This is a genomic window from Rubripirellula reticaptiva, assembly GCF_007860175.1.
Classification (GTDB): Bacteria; Planctomycetota; Planctomycetia; order Pirellulales; family Pirellulaceae; genus Rubripirellula; species Rubripirellula reticaptiva.
Window position 1 is genome coordinate 441115 of sequence record NZ_SJPX01000001.1, and the last position, 22150, is coordinate 463264.

Sequence of the window (22150 nt, forward strand, 5' to 3'; positions counted from 1 at the left end):
TCATTCGGCTGATCTTCTCAACCACGTCTCGCTAACGGTCCGAGTCGCGTCAAATCGCGAAGCAGCAACCGAAAATCGAGGTAATGGTGCGGTGTTCATTGTCTAGCCGCCTGGCGCATCGAGCAAAAGCGAAACAGAGTAAAATCCGTGTCGCAACCCGGTGTCCGGTGTCACGACTGCGCGATTTGCACTGTCTGGCTTTCGTTTCGGGCCTTGCGATCTGACGAACGTTCTCGCCGCTTACTTCCCTTGCTTCTCTGTCGACTCATGCCCGCTACCTTTGAATCTCTTGGCATCAAATTTCTATATCCCGATAATTGGACGATCACCAATCGATCGGCCGAAGAGGGAATCGATGGAGTCACGTTTGATTTGCCTTCCGGAGGTTTCTTTAGCCTAGAACGGGCTCGCAACCTTTCGTCCAACGAAGAATTGATCGATGCAATTCAAGCGGGGATCGCGAAAGAATATGGCGAAGTGGAACGGACAAACGTTGACGTTCCTGGAGCCATAGCGGGCGAACGGACCGTTGATTTTCAGTTCTACTATTTGGATCTGATCATCATTTCGAGACTGATGCTTGCGAGAATCAACGACTTGAAATTTGTGATCCAAATGCAGGCAGAGAGCCGCGACTTTGACGCCAACGAGATGGTGTTTCAGGCGATTCTAAAACAGATTCGCCCAGAATGAATCAAACCAGATCTTGCTTGCGCTTTTTTCGGCGTGCCTTGCCACAATCTTTGCAAACGCCTTGCACGATCATGCGATGGCCGCTGACGCGAAATCCCATCTCGGCCGCCACTTCATCACGAATTTGCACCAGCGGCTCGCTTTGGAACTCGATCAGTTTTCGGCAACGTGTGCAGTACAAATGATCATGGGCGGGATAACCATAGTCGAGCTCGTAGACGGTGCGTCCGTCTAGCTGGAAGCTTTTCAGCAATCCAGCGTCAACGAATTCACGCAGCGTCCGATAGACGGTCGCCGAGCTGACGTAGTTTTCTTGACCACGCCGAGGAAGTCGGTCGATCAACTCATCGGCGTCAAAATGGTCGTGTTCGCTGAAGACCGCGTCGATCAGAAATTTCCGCTGACTTGTCTGTCTCAACCCTCGCGTTTGAAGGTATTCCTCGAATCGCTCTTGCGGCGAAAGGGAAACACTTAGCGGTTGTAGGGATTCAGACGCAGACGACACAGCGGATCAATCAATCAAAGCGGAACCGGACATTCTTCGCCCCCAGCATACAGCAGAGGCGAATTCAGGTCAGCATTTCTTCCGTTGGACTAAGCGAATTGGTCCAGCAGTCGATCAAGGGCTGCGTCCATCTTCTCGGGCGTTTCGTAGCTGCCGTCGGCGATTTGCCGACGAATATCAGCAACTCGGTCGGTCCGAATTTCGCCACCACCGGCGATTGCCGAGGTTGCGCCGAGTCGGTTGACGCCACCGGCACTGGTTGCCGCCGACGTGCTGGACAGGTCCAACTGGTCAACCGGCGCTGCCGTCGGCTTGCCGATCGGTGCTGCCGCAGCTGGCGTTCGCCCACCACCGGAAGTTTGTGGGGTCGTCGATACTCTGAAAGGGCCGTAAATCTGCATATTGGAATTGCTCCCGTTTGGGACTGGAACCTCCACTCACACGAGGTCGCCCACCAAGGTGGACGCGTTTCCGGACGTGTGAAATGGATGCGAAAGCGCAAAGGGCGACCGGGTCAGCACCAATCAAACCATCCTGGCATGATTGAAGTCTAGACCGTTTCCGCGTCGGTCGTCAGCGCCGCTATCCTTGTCCCAGGATGCAATCCGTCAGCGAAAAGAGACTTTTCAGCGCGAAGCGGGCGGAAACATTTAACTAATCGTCACCGTGACCGCCCGGCCTCCAGCTAATTCTCGTAAAAGAATCACTTCCCAGGACTTCGGCACGTTATCAAAGCCGTGAAACAGCCGGCAAGAGCAAAAGACGGCTAAATTTCGCACTCCTAGCCACATCCGGCGGAAAAAGTTTTTTTCTCTAACGCCTCGGCGACCGCCACCAACCAGCCTGGATTTGCTACCAAAGCCTCAGCACGCTGACCAGATTGTGCTTTTTGTCAGTCCACATTGGCGCGTGTTGCAATTGCTGGGCAGTCGCCGGCACGGCCTCGGCCATCGAAGCGTGACTCCACAACGGATGGTCAGCCGACCCCATCAACATCCACGTGGCATGCTGAGTCGACACCGACGGGTCACCTTGGCTGCGAAGGACTCGCGTTTCGAGTCCCCCGTCATGCCCCAAGCGGTGCGAAAGGGGCACCAAATCGAGATGATTGTTGGAAACGTGAATCGCCAGGATGCCATCGCTGGCGAGTCGGTCGCAATAAAGGGCGATGGCTTCGCGAGTCAGTAGGTGAGCCGGGATGGCGTCGCTGCTGAATGCGTCCAGGACGAGAACGTCAAACTTCTTGTCCGTCATTCGTTCCAAGACCAGGCGTCCGTCACCCAAATGGACTCGGTTGGTCGCCGGACTGTCCGACAGGAACGAGAAGTTTTCGCGAGCGATCTCGACGACCGCTGAATTGATTTCGATCATGTCAAACTCATCCGATGCGCGGCCGTACGTTGCCAACACACCGCAACCGAGTCCGACGACACCAATTTTCAACTGGGGACGATCTGACTGCATCGCCACGATCGCACGGCCAATGCCGCTTTCGCGTCCGTAGTAGGTCGTGGGCTCGCCCGATGCTTCGCCGCCACGCTGCATCCCATGGATCGTGCTGCCGTGAACCAACCGCACACCCGAATCGTCTCGCAAAACTTGCAGGGTGCCAAAAAAGTTCCGTTTCGAGGTGATTGTTTCGTCTTGATCGGCCATCGACATGCTGACCATCGGAGCAATCATCAACAGTGCCGCTGCGAAACGCAAACGATAAGCAGCCGACCAGTCGTAGTCGGTTCGCATCCAGCCACGACAAGCGAAAAACAACAGAAACGTCAGCGACGTTACCATCGAAAGCGCAAACGGCAACTCGATCGCCGTGCTCAACAGCATCGGACAAGCAATCGCCACAATGATGCCGCCGATTGCCCCACCCGCCGACAGCAACGCGTAGTACTGGGTCAAATAGCGAGCACTCGGTTTGATGCGAGCCACTTCGCCATGACACAGCAAGCAAACGCCTAACAACATCACCATGTACATCGAGACCTCGACGATCAACTGAATCGATCCGGGCAACAAGGTCTTGGCTTGAATTCCAAACATTGAAACCAACGTCATTGCCGCGATCATTTTCGGCTTGTACCACTGGGGCGAGTCAAAACAAATGATGAAACTGACTAAGTACAAACTCAGCGGCAACACCCACAGAAACGGGATCACGGCGACGTCTTGGCAAACGTGATTCGTCACAACCAACAGCATCGTCGACGCTAGTGCTGGCAGGGCTACCCAGATTGCTCGTAACCGCCAATCGATCACGTCTGCCCGCGCGTCAGGATCGGTCTTCGGTGGATTTGCAGCGGTTCGGTTGACTCGGAACAACCCGATCGCCACGACGCCTTGCACCAACACAAAGACACAAAACATCAACGACCAAACGACGGACTGGTTCGACACCGACAAAACAGGTTCGACAATGAACGGATAGCTCAGCAAGGCGACCAGCGAACCAGCATTGGACAGTGCATACAAACGGTAAACACGATCCGAATTGTCCTGGTAACTCAGCCATGCCTGGATCAGCGGGCCGGTGCTGGAAAGCACAAAGTACGGTAATCCGACGTGAGCGGCCAACATCGCCAAAAGGTGCAGCGTCGGAGACTCGTCGCCCATCGGTTTCCAGGCATCGGAAGGCTCGATTGGCAGCACCATCGCGGCCGAGGCCAGCAGCGCCAAATGAATGTAGGCTTGGAAGGACGGCCTGAAAAACGTTCGCAGAATATGCGCGTACAGGTAGCCCCCGAACAACAGAATCTGGAAGAACAACATGCACGTCGTCCAGACGGCCGGTGTGCCGCCAAACCACGGCAACACGCATTTGCTAATAACAGGCTGCACTTGAAAGACTAGAAACGCCCCTAATAACGTTGTGGCAGCGAACCAAAACAGGGATCGTGTGTTAACCTGCGAAACAGCCAAAGATGACGAGGCTGCCGGATCGGCGGATGATAGTGTTTGTGAGGCCATGATTTTCCCGTGCGGCGGACGTACGACGTGAAAACTTAGGTCACTCGAATGCGCAGCCCCGCGAAAAGTTGCTCGAAAAATCAGCAGCGGTGCCCCGGATCGGCCTGCACTGTTAGAATTCGCGACCGAACTCTTTCCTGCGTCACGAGCCAACCCATTGCAGAGTCCATCCAAACGCGACGAAGCTTCTTTGGCGGTTCGCCAGCGTGTCTATGTCGACGCTAGCAGGGCCGCCGTTTGGGGGTTAGGCGTCAATATGCTGTTGGTCGGCATGAAGCTGTTCGGTGGCATCGCGACGGGATCAGCAGCACTTATCGCCGACGCAGTCAACTCGATCGGCGACGTGGCCAGTGCGATCGCCGTGCGAGGCGCCCTTAGCGTTGCCCAATTAGAAGAGGACGACGACCACCCCTACGGTCACACCAAAGCCGAATCGATTGCCGGTTTATGCGTCGCATTGTTGGTCGCGTTCAGCGCGGGACTATTTGCGCTCGAAACGGCAAAACGGTTTGGCGGCGAATTAAAAGTCCCCGGCATGTTGGCAGGTGTGTTGGCTGCGGTTTGTGCGGTCGTCAAAGAGACGATCTATCGGTACACCAACCGAGTATCCAAGCGGCTAGATTCTTCAGCTCTGCGAGCGGCGGCCTGGGATCATCGCAGCGACGCGTGGGCTTCGGCGGGTGTGGCGATTTCATTGTTGGCGGCGCCGTACATGGGTAAGTGGGCACCGTACGTTGATCCCATGGCTGCGGTCTGTGTTTGCATCATGCTGGTCGTCACGGGTATCCGAATCTTCTCGTCAACCGCCCGCGAATTAATGGACCAACAGGCGAGCGACGACATTGTTGATCGAGTTCGCGAACTCAGCTCAACGGTTGACGGAGTCCAAGACGTTGAAAAACTTCGTGTCCGTAAAAGTGGTCTCGAGTACTTCATCGAAATTCACGTCGAAGTCGAAGGCCACATCACAGTCGCCGAAGGCCACCGAATTGGGCATCATGTGAAAGATCATCTGCTGATCCAAATGCCACGCGTTCGCGATGTCCACGTCCACATCGAACCGCACGAAGAATAAGAGATTGCGATAACGCAATTCCGCAAAAAGCAGGCCGCTTGATCACTCAAGCGGCCGGCCATAAATCAGCAGTGAACGTTATTCAACTTGAGCGATACTCAACATGAACGCGACGTTCTACTTGCTTGTCGCAAGTCGAGTCACTTATCGCAACTAGGGCAAACGCATTCTGCACAGGTGCAGTCTTCGTCGTCACAGCACTTGCAACCAGCTTCGCAAACGCCGCACTCGCATCCGGCACTCGCGACGTCGTTGTTGACCGATGCCAATTCGGTCGCTGACGCAGCAGTCGCCGACGCTGGGCATGTTCCGCCGCTAGCACAGCAGCTTGGGACCGCGTCGGCCTTCATCACGAACGTGGTGGCCGCATCACATCCGCAGGCTTCACAAGCACACGAATTGCATGTGCAGTCGTCACCATCGCAACAACCACAGCCTGCATCGCATTGGCCGCATGGGCACGTTGCCGCAGCCGCAGTTGAATGTGGGCACTTGCCATCACAATTCATCACAGACGAAGAAGCGGATGCCACGAGCGCAAGGGCAACGTAAGCGCCAATCATCAATTGATACATTTGGTTTCTCTTTTCGTTTGAAAATAGGTTTTTCTTTAACAGCAGTCGGTTCAAACGATGACCGCTATTTCAACCATCTACACAAACGGGCGCATTGGTGCTGCGCCAAAAGAAACGAATTCCACACTGGCCGAGGCGATTCGGCAATCTCGCTCGGCAAGTGGTAAGAAAATGCTTGCGAGTCGACCGCAAGTAAAACCATGACGGAAGATTCCGACTGCGGTGGCGTCCATTTCAGAGGCAAATCGCCACAACAACGCAACTGACACTGACAATCGTCGGTGTCTGTTTTGCTAGAAACCGGCTCGCTGGATACGGGAGCGTTGCAATTCAAATCCGCACGATGCTGGCAACAGGACGGCACTGAGTCTGCAAGCTCTTCAAGCGACGCCGAACCCATACACGACGCTACTTCCGCGATGTCGGCGGCCCGCTTACAGCAGCACCGCGCACTGACGACGACCGGCGCAAAAACCAACATCACCGCGGTTAGCAGTGCCAACCTAGACAGCGAAAGTCGGCGACGAAGTTTCATGAGCGTCATGCCCTCATCATAGAAGCATCCATCAAGCAATGCGAGTTCGATTGCCAGGCCCAACAAACTGGTGATTCTTCGGTATCTACTGCGCGTCTGCCATGGCGGCCAATTGGACGGTCGCCCTGCCCTGCTCTTTTTCTAAATAGGGACGTCCAAACTTGACGTTGACGTGATCCCATGGCAATTTCGCCATCAAATCGTAGGGTTCATGGATGCACTTTTCAACGTCCAATCCGGCTTCTTCGATCGATTTCCACCATCGCTGAGGATCCAAGTATTCGGTCCATCCGTCCATCCTAGCGCCGCGATCCCAAGCGGCTCGGATCACCGCTCCCATGCGTCGATCGCCGCGACTGATGACGGCTTCCAACAAACTGGTTTCAATGTCGTGACACTTGATCGTCACACTGCGAATCTTGCGGTGCGCCCGGATGATCTGATGCGATTTTTTGAAGTACTCACGCCGTTGCATCGCGTTCCACTGATACGGCGTGTGAGCTTTAGGGACAAAGTTTGACACGCTGGCGGTCACTCGGGCGTAGCGACCGGTTACTTCTTTGCCGACCGCCGCGATCGCTTCGGCAAGTTCGACGATGCCTTCCAAGTCGACGCGTCGCTCGCCCGGCAAGCCGCACATGAAATAAAGCTTGACGCTTTCGAATCCGTTCGCGAACGCGACGCGACAACCTTCGATCAAGTCACTGTTTTTGATCTTTTTGCGAATCTGTACTCGCATGTCATCACGTGCCACTTCGGGTGCCAGCGTCATGCTGCGCCGCCGATCGCCGGTCAACAATAGTGGCAGCGTCTTCAGTTGGTCATTGACTCGCAAACTTGGCACCGTCACGTTCACATTCTCAGGCCCAAAGACTTCGTTGAGTCGCAGCACCAACGGTTCGAAGTGCGGATAGTCGCTGCTAGAGAGCGACAGCACGCTGACTTCGTTGTAACCCGTGTTTTTGTAGCTTTCCCAAGCCGCATCAACAATCGTTTCAACTTCGCGAATCCGCAACGGGCGTTTGATCACCGTGCTCTGACAGAATCTGCACAAGTGCGGGCAACCGCGCATGATCTCGACCGCGATTCGGTCGTGCACACATTCAACGTAGGGCACAATCGGCGAAGTCGGCAGCGGCATGCCGTCAAGATCACCAATCGTGCTGGGGGCGATCGTCGCCGGCACGTCGTCGCGAGTCCGTTGCAATTCCGCAATCCGGTCGTTTGCGTAAACAGGCTTGTAAAACCGTGGCACGTACGCACAATCCATCGCCCGCGCGATCTCGGCCAGAGATTCTTCTCGCTGGCGGCGGCCTTCGTCGCCACTTGCGAACGAGCCATCATCTTGGCGATAGCGTTCTTTCAGCTCGATCCATAAATCGCAAACCGTCGGCAGCGCCGGCTCCCCATCGCCAATGATCATGACATCAAAGTAGTCAGCCATCGGTTCAGGGTTTTGGCAACACGGACCACCCGCCAGCATCAATGGATCGGCCATCGTACGGTCCACCGAAATCATCGGGATGCCGCCCAGATCAATCATCGTCAACACGTTTGGGGCACTGATTTCGTACTGCAATGACAAACCGATCACGTCAAAATCGGAAAGCGACGTGAAGGTTTCCAAACTGTAAAGCGGGATCTGGTGTTCTCGCAGTTTCGCTTCCATATCAGGCCACGGGGTAAACACACGTTCGGCACACCAATCGTCGCGGCGATTCATCATCGAATACAGAACCTGCAACCCATGGTGGCTCATCCCGATCGTGTAGGCGTCGGGAAAGCCGAGACAAAGCTTGCCACGCAGCGCCGAGTGATCCTTGACGACGATGTTTCGCTCGCCGCCGACGTACTGGGCAGGAGCCTGGACGTGGGGCCAAACACGAGATTCAAGCAGTCGGCGTCGGTGGTGGTTGATCATGGTTCTTTGCGGGTGTCCAAAAAAGGAACGATCGGCAGTGACGATCAGGCAGGAACAATCGGGACGGCAGCGAACAGGGCGTTAAACGAAAGCGATTTTGTGGTTAGAGTGTGTCCTAACAGCCCCAGTCAATGCAAGGCAAAGAGAAAAGGTGAATGACGGTGAGTGAATTTGAAGTGGTCGGAAAGGTCAGCGATTTCGAAGACAACGTCGGCCAAGCGGTCCCCGTCGACGGCCGGATGGTGGCGGTTTTCCGCAAAGGCGACGATTGGTACGCGATCGATGACCTATGCCCCCACATGGGTGCATCGTTGGCCGAAGGTCACGTCGACGACAAGACGGTGACGTGTCCGTGGCACGCGTGGCGTTTCTGTATCAAAGACGGAACTTGGGAGGATAACCCGCGAGTCAAAGTCGAAACGTTCGAAGTCAAAATCGAAGGCGACGACGTGATGGTGCGAGAAATCGAACAAGCCAAGTCAGACGACGCCAGCGACGACTGATGCAATCGAGCCAACTGGTGCCAGCACCAAATTGCTGGCACTTCCCTGCCGTTGGTGCAAACCGCAACGATATTTTTGGATAGCCGTTTCAGACTACCAAGTCTCGCCACGCAGCCTGGCGATTTCCATCGCGTCTTTGTCGCCGCGTCCGGATAGGCAAACGACCAAGTGTTCCTTGGGGGACATTTCCGCTGCGATCGTCATCGCTTTTGCGATAGCATGCGAAGTCTCAAGTGCCGCGATGATTCCTTCGGTACGAGCCAGCTTGTCGAACGCCGCCATCGCAGCGTCATCAACGCACTCCACGTAATCGACTCGCCCGGTGTCTTTCCAATAACTGTGTTCGGGCCCGACGCCGGGGTAATCGAGTCCCGCGCTCATCGAGTGAACGTCACAGGTCTGGCCGTCGTCGTCTTGCATCACGTAGCTGTAACTGCCGTGCAGCACGCCGGGGCGACCGAACGTCAACGGCGATGCGTGATCCCCTGGATCATGCCCGCGACCGCCTGCTTCGACGCCGACCAAACGCACGCCTTCGTCTTCAACAAAGGGATAGAACATTCCCGCGGCGTTCGAGCCGCCACCGACACACGCAACCACGCAATCGGGCAACCGCTCGAATGAATCACGGCACTGTTCACGAGTCTCGCGGCCGATGATCGCTTGAAAATCGCGAACCATCATAGGGAATGGATGCGGACCGATCACGCTGCCGATGATGTAGTGAGTGTTCTCGACTGACGACATCCAGTCTCGCATCGCTTCATTGACGGCGTCACGCAAAGTTTTCGAACCACTTTCGACCGGACAAATGTCAGCGCCCATCAACTTCATGCTGAACACGTTTGGCTTTTGTCGGCGAATGTCTTCGCTGCCCATGTAGACCGTGCAAGGCAATCCAAAGTGAGCACAGGCTGTCGCGGTGGCAACACCGTGCTGGCCGGCGCCGGTTTCGGCAATCACGCGAGTCTTACCCATCCGCAAGGTCAACAACGCCTGGCCGATTGTATTGTTGATTTTGTGGGCACCGGTGTGGTTGAGGTCTTCACGTTTTAGCCAGATCTGGGCACCGCCAACATCCTCGCTCATCCGCTTGGCGTGATAAAGCGGGCTAGGCCGGCCGACAAATGTCTTCAACAGGCCAGCAAGTTCGCGTTGAAATTCGGGGTCCTTCTTTGCCTTTTCGTATTCCTCGGAGAGCTGTTCGAGCGCGCGGGTCAACGTTTCGGGCACAAATCGACCGCCAAATTCGCCAAACCGGCCCTGGGCGTCGGGAACGGATGCCGTTGCATGCTCGGACGAAGCAGAAGTACTCATATCGTAGCTATTGGGGTGGGCGTTGGTGATTGCAGCATCGGTTTTATGTTAGTTGAACCTCGATTCTCGCTCGCACATAACATTCGGTCAACGCGATGAAATCGGCAGCGATCCGATTGACGCCTCCATGCACGGCAATTGACGTTAATCGACGCCCGTGTGAAATCGAAAAAACGGCTAAAATGCCGAACGGGACCGTTGCCAACGTGGCTAACGTGATGTGATGAGGCAGGCAATTCAGCTGCCGTGATCTCAGCTACTCTGAACACCTATCCTAGATTTCCGATCGGCGACGTCCGTGCCTGAACTTCCCGAAGTCGAAACGATGCGTCGCGGTGTGCTGCCGATCGTCGGCAGTCGCATTGAATCGGTTGATCGACCGCCCTGCCTGAGGCGACCAATCCAGATCCGTCCTCGGATCGATGCGATCGACCGGCGGCTTCGTCACCGATTCGTGACCAGCATTGGTCGCCGCGGCAAACGCGTCATGATCGAAATGGATGACGGCCAAGTAATGGTGATCGAGCCTCGGATGACAGGACTCGTCTTGCTGGCCGACCCGCCGACAACCGAGCATCTTCGCCTTCGAATCGTGCTGTCAGGCGGACCATGCGAACAACTGTTGTTCTGGGATCGTCGCGGACTGGGAACCGTGCGGTTACTGCATCCCAGTGAAGTCGCGTCAGTCATCGACGTCAAACTGGGCAACGACGCACTACAAATCACACCAGACCAACTGCGAATGAAACTGTCCGCCAGCCGCCGTGCGATCAAAATTGCGTTGCTCGATCAATCCGCGGTCGCGGGAATCGGAAACCTTTACGCTGCCGAGATTCTCTATGTGGCTGGTATCGACCCTCGAACTCGATGCGACAAGCTGACCAGACCGCAGTGGTCGCGAATCGTAGCGGCGACGGGCAAAGTGCTGCAGTTAGCGATACATCACGAAGGCAGCACGCTGAGCGACGGTACGTATCGCAACGCGCTCAACAACGCCGGCGGCTATCAAAACTATCACCGCGTCTACGACCGAGCCGGAAAACCGTGCCTGCGTTGCGGCGATGCCGAGATCCGGCGGATCGTCCAGGCCCAACGCAGCACGTTCTTTTGCCCGAATTGCCAGCAAAAAAGCGGGCTGCATCCGTCGGTTAGTGCCGAAATCGACTAACGCCACCCCACCAAAACCCGCTAAATAGAGAAACTCGCTGGCGTCTGTGACTCGGCGTTAATGGATTGGCCCGATGGGCTAGAATGGGGACAGACGATCAATCATTCCAAAAGCGACTCTATGAAAAACTCAATCAACCGCCGCGACTGGCTCCGCGCTGCAAGCTTGCTGACCGCGGCCGGTGGCGTAGGCTTTGGCGGTTCCACCAGTTCCGTAAGAGCGGCTGAAACCGACCGACGTGGCAACTGGAACGACTCGATCGCTAAAGGTCTCGACTGGCTGGCCCGAACTCAGTCTTCGCGTGGCCAATGGAACACCCAGGTCTACCCCACTGCGATGGCGGCACTCGCTGGCACCGCGATGATCGCTAGCGGCAGCACCACCACTCAAGGACCGTACGCTAAGGAACTCTCGCGAGCCTCCGACTACTTGATCAGCAAATCTCGCGACAACGGTCTGATCGGCGACCCGCAAACTGATTCGCGTTACACCTACGGCCACGGTTTTTCGATGCTGTTCCTGTCGCAAATTTTGGGCGAAGAAGGACTGATCGATCGCCGCGAAGAATTGGTGCAAGTCTTAACCAAAGCGGTCGAGTTTAGCGGCAACGCGCAAACGGCGGCCGGCGGCTGGGGATATGTTTCAGCTCGCGAGGGCAACGATTTCGATGAAGGCTCGACCACGATCACTCAAGTCCAAGGCCTTCGTGGTTGTCGGAACGCGGGCATTCCCGTCAGCGGCAAGATCATCGATTCGGCCAAGGACTACATTTACGGATGCAAGAACCCCGACGGTGGCATCAGTTACAGCAGCCGGCAAAAAGGCAGCAGCCGCCCGGCGATCACAGCCGCGGCCCTGGCGGCTCTTTACAACGCCGGCGATTACGATAGCCAACACGTTCCCGAAATGCTGACGTACACCAAAGAACAATTGCACGACATCAGCGACGGGACTCGTGCGTTTGGCCACTGGCACTACACGTACTTGTACTACAGCCAAGTCGTTTACCGCCAAGGTGACGAATTGTGGAAACCGTTTCGCGACCGACTGTACGATCGCATTGTTAGCGAGCAACGGCCGGACGGTTTTTGGGAAGGCCAGATCCATCCGGTTTACGTCACCGCATGCAACCTGATCATGATGCAACTCGATCGCGGATACCTGCCGATTTACCAACGTTAGCCGCACCCAACCTTGTTGTTTTCTTGGATTCAACCTCACCCAACTTACAATGCTATGTGCCGAATTGATCGCGGTTGTTGGGTTTCGATATGTGCTTTTGTGGGTGGCCTGCTGCTGACGATCGGCTGCAGTGACCAGCCAGCATCGGTTCCGGCGGCACACGAATCGGACAAGCCAGCCGCATCAGCACCCTCCACCACGCCAATCGCCAAAGCCCGTCGGCTGTTTGGTCAGGGCGAACTTGATGCCGCCGAAAGTTGTGTCCGAGAAATCTTGTTGCGACTGCCCAGCGATCCCAATGCACTACTGCTGTCCGCGGACATCAAAGTTGCTAGGCAACAGTACCAACAGGCCATCCAGATCGCGTCGTTGATTCCTGCGACTGATACTCAGTTCAGCCGATCGCAAATCGTCATCGCCAACTGTGTAACGAAACTCGGTGGCGATATCAGCGAATCGGAAGACTTAGCGTGGCGAGCGATGGAACACGCCCTAACGACTCTGTCGAAACCGAACTCGGCCGCATCGAGCACATCCGACCCACTTGCGATCCGCCGCTGCTTGATCGCGATGCTGAACCGGCGAGGCTACCGCAACCGAGCCTGCCAACATGTTGAATTTCTGTGCCAAATCGGCCAAGCCAATTCGTCGGAACTACTCAGCCTCGTCGCCCGGCGAAACGCGTTTCCCAACCAAGACACGCAAACATCCGATGACATCATCCAGGCCGAGCAATCCAACGGCCCCATGGCCATCGCCCGTCGCCTGCACACCAACCGCCACTACGCGGAAGCCTATCAGGCTCTGCTGCCCCAGCGAAAAACAAGATGGTCGCACCCCGAACAGGCTGCGTTATTTGGAACCATCCTGGCCGATCAACAAGCGTGGGACGAGATCCCCGGATGGGCAGTTTCATGCCCTAAAAATGCAGACCGATACAGCGAGTATTGGTCGGCGATCGGATCATGGTTCTTTGCAAACGACCAAATGGATCTGGCAACAGGATCGTTTCTAAGAGCAGTCGAAATCGATCCTTCCAGCGCTGTCGACTACAAGCGTCTAGCTCGCTGCGCTGAAAAATCGACCACGGGCGTCGCTCCCCAACGCTTCGCCGCACGCGCAATGCAAATTGATCGGATGCAGGCCATCCTGGTCATGATTAGGCAGAACCCAGACTCGATTGAGTTGCAATCGGAAATGGCAGCCAAGTGGTTGGAGCTGGGGCGTCCGCTGGAGTACCTGCAGTGGACGGCAAACGGAGAAAACGTGGCTCCCCAACAAGCCGCCATGATTACACGTAAGCGGCGTGACCTACTCGCTCGCCGCGACTTTGCCGAGATGCAAAACAACGACGCACGAATGCAAATCACTCACCAGCAATACCCGCCTCCGAGCAACGAACAACTCGCAATCGCATTTCGCGACCGACCGACAAACGTCGTTTTCGCCACCACACCAAATTCTCCGGCGAGTTCGTCAGACATTCGCATCACGGACGTTGCCGATGCGGTTGGGATCCGATTCGAATACCTTAATGGATCGCCGCGAACGCTAAAGTACTTTCGATTGCACGAAACGCTGGGCGGTGGCATTTCGGTGATCGATTTTGATTGTGATGGCAATCCAGACCTCTACATGGGGCAAGGGTCGGGTGACCCCCCAGACGTTATCGGCGACAAATCGAATCAGTTGTTTCGCAACCACGCGAAGCGGTTCGTCGACGCAACGGAGGCCGCTGGACTGATCGACTACGGCTACACCACCGGACTTGCTGCGGGCGACGTCAACCAAGACGGATTCCCGGACCTGATGATCGGCAACTTGGGAAAGAACCGTTTGCTAATCAATCAAGGTGACGGCACGTTTTCCGATTCAACTCACCGCCTCGGCAACGCGCCGCCGATGTACACAACTTCGCTTGCGATCGCTGATGTGACCGGCGACGGACTTCCCGACATTGTCGAGACCAACTACGTCGACGATACCAAACTATACCAGTCTCGCGTCAAACCCAACGACCGCCTGCCCTCGGGTATCTCCCCTTCTCAGTTCGCCAATGCCCCGGACCGAGTCTTCCAAAGCAATGGCAACCGTTCCTTCACCTCAACGCCGCTGGAAACCTCGGGCGAGGATTCGGCAAGTTCCCTGGGCGTGGTTGTCACCAACATTGATTCGGAACCCGGAAATGAGATCCTGGTCGCTAACGATGTTTGGCCAAATCGATTGTGGAAACGCAACACAACCTCCGGTTGGAACGAGACTGCCTCGGTTGACGGCATTGCGTTTGATTGCAACGGCACCGCCACCGCAGGCATGGGAATCGCATCAGGTGACTTCGACGCCGATGGAAATCTCGACTTTCACATCACGAATTTTTGGGAGCAATCATCGAGTCTGTTCCTGCAAACGTCGCCCGGCACATTTACAGACCTTGCCCCGCGATACAACTTGGTGGGACCGACATTCGCAATGCTAGGTTTTGGCACCCAGTCGTTGGACATTAACCGCGACGGTTGGCTAGACCTGATGATATTAAACGGTCAGATCGAAGACTTCTCGGCCGCTGGCCATCCGTTTCGGATGCGGCCGCAGTGTTTCCTTGGCACCGGCGGGCAAATGAATGAAGTACCGATCGAAGGTCCCTCGGGATACTTTCAGCGCAAACAACTCGGCCGTACTCTGGCCCGTGTGGACTGGAATCGCGACGGGCGCTGGGACTTCGTCGCCAGTCACTTGGATGCTCCATCGGCACTGTTGGAAAACCAAACGGACTCAACCGGACACTGGATTCAATTTCAGTTGGTAGGCGTCAATTCCGAACGTGACGCTATCGGCGCCCGCGTGATCGTACGCAGCGGTGATACATCACGGTCGACGTGGCGAACCGCCGGTGATGGTTACCTTTGCAACAACGAACCGATCCTTGACGTTGGGTTGGGCGACCGAGCATCGATCAGCGACGTGACCATTTATTGGCCCAGAGGGAACACGCAAACGATCACAGACGTCGCCGTTGACCACCGCTATTTGATCGTCGAAAACCAATCTGGCGCGACCAAAATTGCACTGAATGCTCGCTAGTGATCATTTTTATTCAGCGATGTTGTATGCGAACATCAAATCTTGATCACGGATGATTAACATGCCATCCGCGATGATCGGGTGAGCCCAGATGGCGCCTTTGTCTCGCGGCAAGTTGGTCTGTTGCGGCAACTTCAACTGGCCGGCCAGGGTCCACCCTTTACGATTCGGGTCCACTAAAAACAGCGAACCGTCCTTGTCGTAATAGCAGTAGAGGCGACCATCGGCATACGCGATCGATCCACTCCCATCACGTCCTGTTTTCTCCTCCCATAGCGTTTCACCAGTGGCCAAATCTTGAGCCATCCAAACGCCACCGTTGGCTTTCGTGAACCCGTAGATCACACCATCAACCAAAACGACACCACCATGGTGATTCTGCATCGTCTTTCCGCTCAAATGATAAACCGTCGTAACATCGACGCCGCCCTGCCCTGCACTACCCTGCCCTGCACTGCCCTCACCTGCACCGCCCTCACCTGCACCGCTCTGACTCTTGCCGGAATGCGTTAAACTTAGCAGCGTATTGCCAGAACCATAATCACTAGTGTGATACAGAGAATTGCCGCTGATGATGGGTGTCGGAATCACAGCGACACCGTTACCAGTCGATCCATCTGAAAAAACAAGGTCGCCCGACTTGCAATCGAACGCCAACAGACCGGGCTTGCTGGCCGTGACATAGAACGATGTTTCACCGACGCTGCCCTTGATTGGCGAGACATAATGTGCGGGCGCGTCAGAGCCTTTGCTTTGCCAAACTTTGCTGCCGTCCTTTCGATCAAGGGCAACCATAAAATTTGATTCACCGGGCGTCACAACGACTCGGTCACCGTCAACCAACAATGACTCGCTGTAGCCCCACATCGGAATCTTGCCGCCAAAGGATTGAACAATATCGACTTGCCATTGGACCTTGCCTGTGGTCCTTTCAAGCGACGCAAGCGTCCCAATGTCTGACAACACAAACACTTGATCACCATCGATGGTCGGTGTGCTGCGAGGCCCACCGCCCCAACCGTGGTTGTAGTCATCGCCATTACTTGCGCGAGAAACGTTCGTCTTCCACACCGACTCGCCCGTCGCGGCATCCAGGCAAATCGCGAAACAATCGGTCGCGTCGGCCCCCAGCGTGTAGAGTCGGCCATCGACAACCGCGGCCGTCGAATATCCTCGCCCCAGGTTTTCTGCCTGCCATTTGATTTCGGGGCCCTCGGCTGGCCACGATTTCATCAAATCTTGTTTGGCGGCATGACCATCGCGATTCGGACCTCGCCACTGAGGCCAATCGGTATCCCCAGCGCTGCAGGGGCTCAAACCCAAATGAACGGACAGACCTAACAGACAGACCAACAACGACAAAGGCGCGTGACGCAATTTCATGGGCGACAAAGCAGAGTTTAAGTGAAGGCGGGAAAGTCGGCGGGGCATCGGGAACTGAATTATAGCAACACTCAATGGACAATTGATTGAGAAACCTCGCTGGTTTGCAAGATCACCATATCTCGGTATCGCCCACCCTGTGCCAACAGTTCCTCGTGAGTCCCGGTTTCAAGGACTTCGCCATCGCCCAGCACCACAATTTTGTCAGCGTTCTTGATGGTGCTTAACCGGTGCGCAATCACAAACGCTGTCCGATCCTTCAGCAACTCTGCTAGGCTGGTTTGGATCATCCGTTCACTCTCGCTGTCCAGGTTACTGGTCGCCTCGTCAAGAATCAGGATCTTCGGATCCGCCAAGATCGCGCGCGCGATCGCCAATCGCTGCCTTTGCCCGCCCGACAGTTTGACGCCACGTTCACCGATGATCGTGTCGTAGCCTTCGGGCATCTTGCGGATAAATTCGTCGGCCGCTGCCGCAGTCGCCGCTGCAATCACTTCGGCATCGGTCGACCGACGCCTCGCATACGCGATATTTTCGCGAATCGAACCGTCAAACAAGAACACGTCCTGTTCGACAATGCCAAGCAGGCTGCGGTAACTGGACAATTCGATGTCGCGAAGGTCTCGGCCGTCTAGACAGATGCTGCCCGACGTCGGATCGTAAAACCGCGCGATCAGATTCGTCAGCGTTGTCTTGCCGGCACCACTACGCCCGACCAGCGCCACCGTTTGCCCCGCCTCGACCTCGATCGAAACGTCGCGAAGCACCGTCGGCTTGGTTTCAGGGTAAGCGAACGTAACGCCGCGAATCGAAATAGCGCCCTGGACGTCTGCTCGCCTGAGCGACTTGGCAGTGCCACGAGTCGGCAGTTCGTCCTCGATTTCCAACACGTCTAGAACTCGGTCGAGTCCCGCCAAGTTGTTTTGAAACGTCACTGCGCTACCCGCAATCGTTGCCAGAGGCCCCAACAACATCGTTAAGTAAACCAAGAACATCATCAAGTCACCAAGCGTCAATTGACCTTCGATGATTTGGTAACCGCCGTACAACAACAGCCCTGTCGAAGCCAACGGAATGATGACTTCCCAAATGGTTTCGATGATGCGTGTCCACCACCACGTGAACAATTGTTGCCGGACCAGAAAGTCACCTTCGCGAACAAACCGAGATGATTCGCTGCGACTGCGCGAGAATGTACGCACAACTCGAATACCGCCGAATGTTTCGGTCGCCCCCGCATCGATTTTTTGACGTTGCTTCCGAATGTCGCGGTACAACGGACGAATCCGATTGATCCAAGTTCGATGTGTGACCCAAACAATTGGAAGCAGCGCTAAGCCGCAGATCATCAGTTTCCAATCGACCAACATCAAGATAATCAGACTGCCGACAAACTGAACAATCGCACGCCACGGGTTGTACAACATGCTGAAGATCAACTCGGACACTCCGCCGGCGTCTTCGCGAATCAAACTCGCCACGCCGCCGCTCTTCATGTCATAGACGCGGTGAAGTGGCAATCGGATCGCGTGGTCGAATACACGGCGACGAATCGAAATTTGTGTTTGGTTAACCGCCTTGGTCGCCGTCCAACGACTGATCAGGGAAACCACGGTCCCCAGTGCGGTGACTAGGACCACGACACCAGCGATCGCGTACAACAATCCCATCTGGGTTTGCGGATGGGGCAGCGCCTCGATCCACATCGGTAACGGCTTGGGAGGAGTCGTCAATGCCGAATCGATTGCCAGCTTTGTCCCAAAGGGCGGGATCAACTGCAATCCGATGCCCATGGTCAAGAACATCATCGACGTAAAGATCTGTCCTCGATGCCCCGCAATCAGACCATAAAATGCTTTGAACAACTCCCAGAACTTCCGTTCTCGCACTCCCAACTTTTTGGGGTTTCGATCACTGTGGGGATTCCCGGTCGGCCGTTCTTTCGCAGCATTTCGCGTGCGGACGGTCTCGCGGTATTCATTAAAACGGCTGCTGCTGGGATCGGTAGGCATGGTTTAGTAGTAGTGTCGAATCGACATTTCGGCAAGGGATGCCTGCTCCGCTGTCCACTCTCCCCCACCGCTCCACCCGCTCGGTGGCGACTCGCTAAGATAGTCAGTTTCCCGCCCGCCACGTGCGTTACAAGCAAGCCCCATGACACCGATCGACTACTTTGTGCTGGTCACGTACTTCGCAATCATGATTGGAATCGGATTGTGGGCGATGCGAGGCGTCAAGAACCAAGAAGACTATTTCATGGGTGGGCGCGGCTTTGGCAAGCTGCTGCAAACATTTGCTGCGTTTGGTGCTGGCACTGGCGCCCACGAACCGGTGACCGTCGGACGCACCGGATGGACCAGCGGACTGAGTGGTGTTTGGTCGGCGCTGATGTGGCTATTCGTGACGCCGGTCTACTGGATCACGGCGGTGTGGTATCGCCGTATGCGGCACATGACACTCGGAGACTGGTTTGTCGAACGGTACGAATCACGAGCACTGGGCGCGGCTTACACGCTGTTCGCGATCGTCTTTTACATGTTCTATTTGTCGACGATGTTTTCTGCGATTGCGAAATTCGCGGTGCCGCTGTTGGGTGTCGAAACCGGATGGTTTGGCTATGACCTAAAATACACTTTGATCCCCGTGATTGCGTTGGTGGTGATCGGCTACGGAGTGCTCGGTGGTTTGGCGGCTGCCTACGTGACAGATCTGATCCAAGGCGTCTTCATCATCCTGTTGTCAGTCATGCTGATCCCGTACGGATTGTGGGCGCTCGCGGCCAAATTCGGTGGCGCAGGCGAAGACAGTTTGATGGACGGTTTTCGAATCATGCACGCACGTGTCTCAGACGATTACTTCAATCTGTTCGCGGGTCCTAGCAGCGGCGAGTTTCCGATTCAGTACATCTTGTCACTTTCTGTTCTGGCGATGGTTGGCATCGTCGTCCAGCCTCACTTCATCGCCACGGGCGGCGGATCGGCAAAGACCGAAGACGAAGCTCGTATCGGTTTGGTGACTGGCAATTTCCTAAAACGACTGTGCACCGTTGGCTGGGCACTGACCGCGCTGATCGCGTTAGCATTGCTCGCCGACAGCCCCGAAATCGCAGGCGATCCGGACAAGGTCTGGGGCGTCGCTGCAAGAGAAATCCTGGGCCCACTCAACATGGGACTCGTCGGACTGATGTTGGCGTGCTTATTGGCTGCGATGATGAGCTCGGCCGATTGCTACATGATCGTGACATCGGCGCTGGTGGTTCGAAACGTCTATGCACCCTACATCAATCCGAATGCGGACGAAAAGAAGTACGTCCTCGTTGGTCGATTGACAGGCTTGATCATCATCATCGGTGCGTCCGTGGTGGCGCTGCGTTTTTCCGATGTGTTTGGCCAATTCAAGATGGCGATGGAGTTGCCGATTCTATTCGCCGCTCCGTTTTGGGTGGGCATGTATTGGCGACGGGCAACGCGAACGGCGGTTTGGGCAACGATGGCTTTTTCGATCCTGTTCTTTTTTGTGCTGCCGCCGATCGTCCCAAACCTAATGCCAAGCTTGGCACAACAAGAATCACTTGCCGCGACAACCGAGGTAGTCCGGACGACGATTCGTCGAAAAGCCACTGAATCCGACGTTGCCCGCCACGAAGCGTTCATCGCAGCCAAAAAATCTATCGAAGAATCCGGTGGCGACATCACTGTCCTTGGTTCAGAACCTGCCAACGCGAGCGTTGGCCAACCCATCACAGTAGTCTCCCAAACGGGCGGCAAATCCATTTTCTGGACCGACAGTGGCTCGCTAAATCTCGACTTTCTGGTCTACGACGCGATCGGAATTGATTTATCGGGTGCCTCCAAAGCGACGCTGGAAACGTTGCGTTTGCCGTCGCGAGTACTATTACCGTTTGCGATCTTGGTGTTAGTCAGCTTGGTGACGCGGCGAGGAACCGACCAGACTCTGCACCGATACTTTGCCAAGATGAATACGCCGGTGCTTGCCGACCCGATCGCCGATCGCGAGCGACTCGAAGCGGCCTACGCGGGTGAGCAATCGATTCGCAAAGTTTTCCCCAACAGCGATCTAGAATTTACCTGGCCGACGATCAAGGACGTGATTGGATTCACTGCCTGCTGCGGCATTTGCGCCATCATCATCGGACTGCTCGTTTGGTTGGCCAGCATCGGTGCAACAACCGTTTAAAACATCTTTATTCGTACTGGCAGGCGAAGGCCCGACGGCATTTCCGATCGGCAATCTTTTGGCCAACCATTTCTGTTCAACGCTTTTTCTCACTCACCCAAGGTCTCGCCATGCGTTCCGCTCTCATTTGTTTCTTCGCCCTGTTCGCGACCTTGGCCATCGCCGATTCGCCTTCGTTTCCACTCGCTGCACAACGCATTCTGGTTCTTGGTGACTCGATAACGTATTCCGGGCACTACATTGACGTGATCGACGCGACGGTGCATGCCAACGGTTACTCGCCCGAGATCATCAACTTGGGATTGCCCAGCGAAACCTGCAACGGATTGACGGAACCCGACCACCCCTTCCCACGCCCCAACGTTCAAGAACGTATCGATCGAGCACTCGCAAAGATCAAGCCGGACGTTGTCGTGGCTTGCTACGGAATGAACGATGGCATCTATCATCCGTTCAGCGAAGACCGTTTCGAGGCCTACAAAAGAGGCATCGGCCAAATCATCGACAAGGTTCACGCCAGCGGCGCCAAGCTGGTCTTGCTGACGCCGCCACCTTTTGATGCGGTGCCAGTTCGTGCCAAAGGAAAACTTGCACCGATCACCGCCGACGAGTTTGGCTTCAAGACGGTCTACGAGAACTACGACCATGAGGTCATCAAGAAATACGCCGAATGGATCATGCAGCAATCTGACCGCGTTGAAATGGTGATCGACTTACACAGCCCGATCACGTCGTATCTAGAAGCCAATCGGGCTATCGACCCTAATTACACGGTCGCCCCCGATGGAGTCCACGCGTCGACCGAAGGTCACCAAATCATCGCCGACGCGATCCTGGATGCCTGGGGGCTAGCGGATCGTGAAACGGCGGACGAGACAGACGTCAAAAACAGAGCCAAGCGTCAAGCAATCATGAAGGCAGCTTGGTTGACCGAGGTCGGCCATGATCGCCCCGGCATCAAAGCCGGCCTGCCAATCGCCGAAGCACAAAAACAGGCGGATCAGATCAAGTGATTTTTTCCAGTGCCACCGCGACGTCAGTGCCC

At 55.6% G+C, this 22150-nt stretch carries 16 protein-coding genes; 9 read left to right on the forward strand and 7 right to left on the reverse strand.

Annotated features, from left to right (window positions below):
* Positions 1–267: 267 nt before the first annotated feature.
* Positions 268–693: a hypothetical protein gene (locus Poly59_RS01575; RefSeq protein WP_146532322.1), complete on the forward strand. Its 426-nt coding sequence runs from the start codon at positions 268–270 to the stop codon at positions 691–693.
* A 1-nt stretch (position 694) separates the two neighbouring features.
* Here Poly59_RS01575 and Poly59_RS01580 read toward each other — a convergent pair whose 3' ends face one another.
* From Poly59_RS01580 to Poly59_RS01590, 3 genes are all read right to left on the reverse strand, one after another.
* Positions 695–1111, reverse strand: coding sequence for a Fur family transcriptional regulator (locus Poly59_RS01580; RefSeq protein WP_246151300.1), 417 nt, complete (start codon positions 1109–1111; stop codon positions 695–697).
* Positions 1112–1287: 176 nt separating this feature from the next.
* On the reverse strand, positions 1288–1599 hold the full coding sequence (locus Poly59_RS01585) for a flagellar biosynthesis anti-sigma factor FlgM (protein WP_146532324.1): 312 nt from the start codon (positions 1597–1599) through the stop codon (positions 1288–1290).
* 451 nt (positions 1600–2050) lie between these two features.
* The gene (locus Poly59_RS01590; RefSeq protein WP_246151301.1) at positions 2051–3970 is read right to left on the reverse strand and encodes a fused MFS/spermidine synthase; all 1920 of its coding nucleotides are present in this window, start codon (positions 3968–3970) and stop codon (positions 2051–2053) included.
* A gap of 355 nt (positions 3971–4325) precedes the next feature.
* Here Poly59_RS01590 and Poly59_RS01595 point away from each other — a divergent pair, with 355 nt between their 5' ends.
* Positions 4326–5243 (forward strand): cation diffusion facilitator family transporter, encoded by a 918-nt coding sequence (locus Poly59_RS01595; RefSeq protein WP_146532326.1) that lies wholly within the window; start codon positions 4326–4328, stop codon positions 5241–5243.
* Positions 5244–5330: 87 nt separating this feature from the next.
* On the forward strand, positions 5331–5795 hold the full coding sequence (locus tag Poly59_RS01600) for a hypothetical protein (protein ID WP_146532327.1): 465 nt from the start codon (positions 5331–5333) through the stop codon (positions 5793–5795).
* A 643-nt stretch (positions 5796–6438) separates the two neighbouring features.
* On the opposite strand, the gene Poly59_RS01605 is transcribed toward Poly59_RS01600, so the two are convergent.
* Entirely contained in the window at positions 6439–8274 is a 1836-nt protein-coding gene (locus Poly59_RS01605; protein ID WP_146532328.1) for a TIGR03960 family B12-binding radical SAM protein, read from the reverse strand.
* Between the two features lie 161 nt (positions 8275–8435).
* Between Poly59_RS01605 and nirD the strand changes: the two genes are divergently transcribed.
* On the forward strand, positions 8436–8777 hold the full coding sequence (gene nirD, locus Poly59_RS01610; RefSeq protein WP_146533185.1) for a nitrite reductase small subunit NirD: 342 nt from the start codon (positions 8436–8438) through the stop codon (positions 8775–8777).
* Positions 8778–8870: 93 nt separating this feature from the next.
* Here the strand turns inward: nirD and trpB are convergent, their stop codons facing one another.
* Entirely contained in the window at positions 8871–10094 is a 1224-nt protein-coding gene (gene trpB, locus Poly59_RS01615) for a tryptophan synthase subunit beta (protein WP_146532329.1), read from the reverse strand.
* A 298-nt stretch (positions 10095–10392) separates the two neighbouring features.
* Here trpB and mutM point away from each other — a divergent pair, with 298 nt between their 5' ends.
* The 3 genes from mutM to Poly59_RS01630 all read left to right on the forward strand — a co-directional run bounded on the left by mutM (position 10393) and on the right by Poly59_RS01630 (position 15525).
* Entirely contained in the window at positions 10393–11262 is an 870-nt protein-coding gene (mutM, locus tag Poly59_RS01620) for a bifunctional DNA-formamidopyrimidine glycosylase/DNA-(apurinic or apyrimidinic site) lyase (RefSeq protein WP_146532330.1), read from the forward strand.
* A gap of 120 nt (positions 11263–11382) precedes the next feature.
* Entirely contained in the window at positions 11383–12444 is a 1062-nt protein-coding gene (locus Poly59_RS01625) for a prenyltransferase/squalene oxidase repeat-containing protein (RefSeq protein ID WP_146532331.1), read from the forward strand.
* 54 nt (positions 12445–12498) lie between these two features.
* A complete protein-coding gene (locus Poly59_RS01630; RefSeq protein ID WP_146532332.1) occupies positions 12499–15525 on the forward strand; it encodes a CRTAC1 family protein in 3027 nt (1008 codons plus the stop codon).
* A 9-nt stretch (positions 15526–15534) separates the two neighbouring features.
* On the opposite strand, the gene Poly59_RS01635 is transcribed toward Poly59_RS01630, so the two are convergent.
* Both Poly59_RS01635 and Poly59_RS01640 read right to left on the reverse strand, forming a co-directional pair.
* Positions 15535–16908, reverse strand: coding sequence for a PQQ-binding-like beta-propeller repeat protein (locus Poly59_RS01635; protein ID WP_246151302.1), 1374 nt, complete (start codon positions 16906–16908; stop codon positions 15535–15537).
* 71 nt (positions 16909–16979) lie between these two features.
* Positions 16980–18920 (reverse strand): ABC transporter ATP-binding protein, encoded by a 1941-nt coding sequence (locus Poly59_RS01640; protein ID WP_146532334.1) that lies wholly within the window; start codon positions 18918–18920, stop codon positions 16980–16982.
* Between the two features lie 142 nt (positions 18921–19062).
* Here Poly59_RS01640 and Poly59_RS01645 point away from each other — a divergent pair, with 142 nt between their 5' ends.
* The gene (locus Poly59_RS01645) at positions 19063–21105 is read left to right on the forward strand and encodes a sodium:solute symporter family protein (RefSeq protein WP_146532335.1); all 2043 of its coding nucleotides are present in this window, start codon (positions 19063–19065) and stop codon (positions 21103–21105) included.
* A gap of 110 nt (positions 21106–21215) precedes the next feature.
* Positions 21216–22118 carry a DUF459 domain-containing protein gene (locus Poly59_RS01650; RefSeq protein WP_146532336.1) on the forward strand — a complete coding sequence of 301 codons (903 nt, stop codon included), beginning with the start codon at positions 21216–21218 and terminating at the stop codon, positions 22116–22118.
* Positions 22119–22150: the final 32 nt, after the last annotated feature.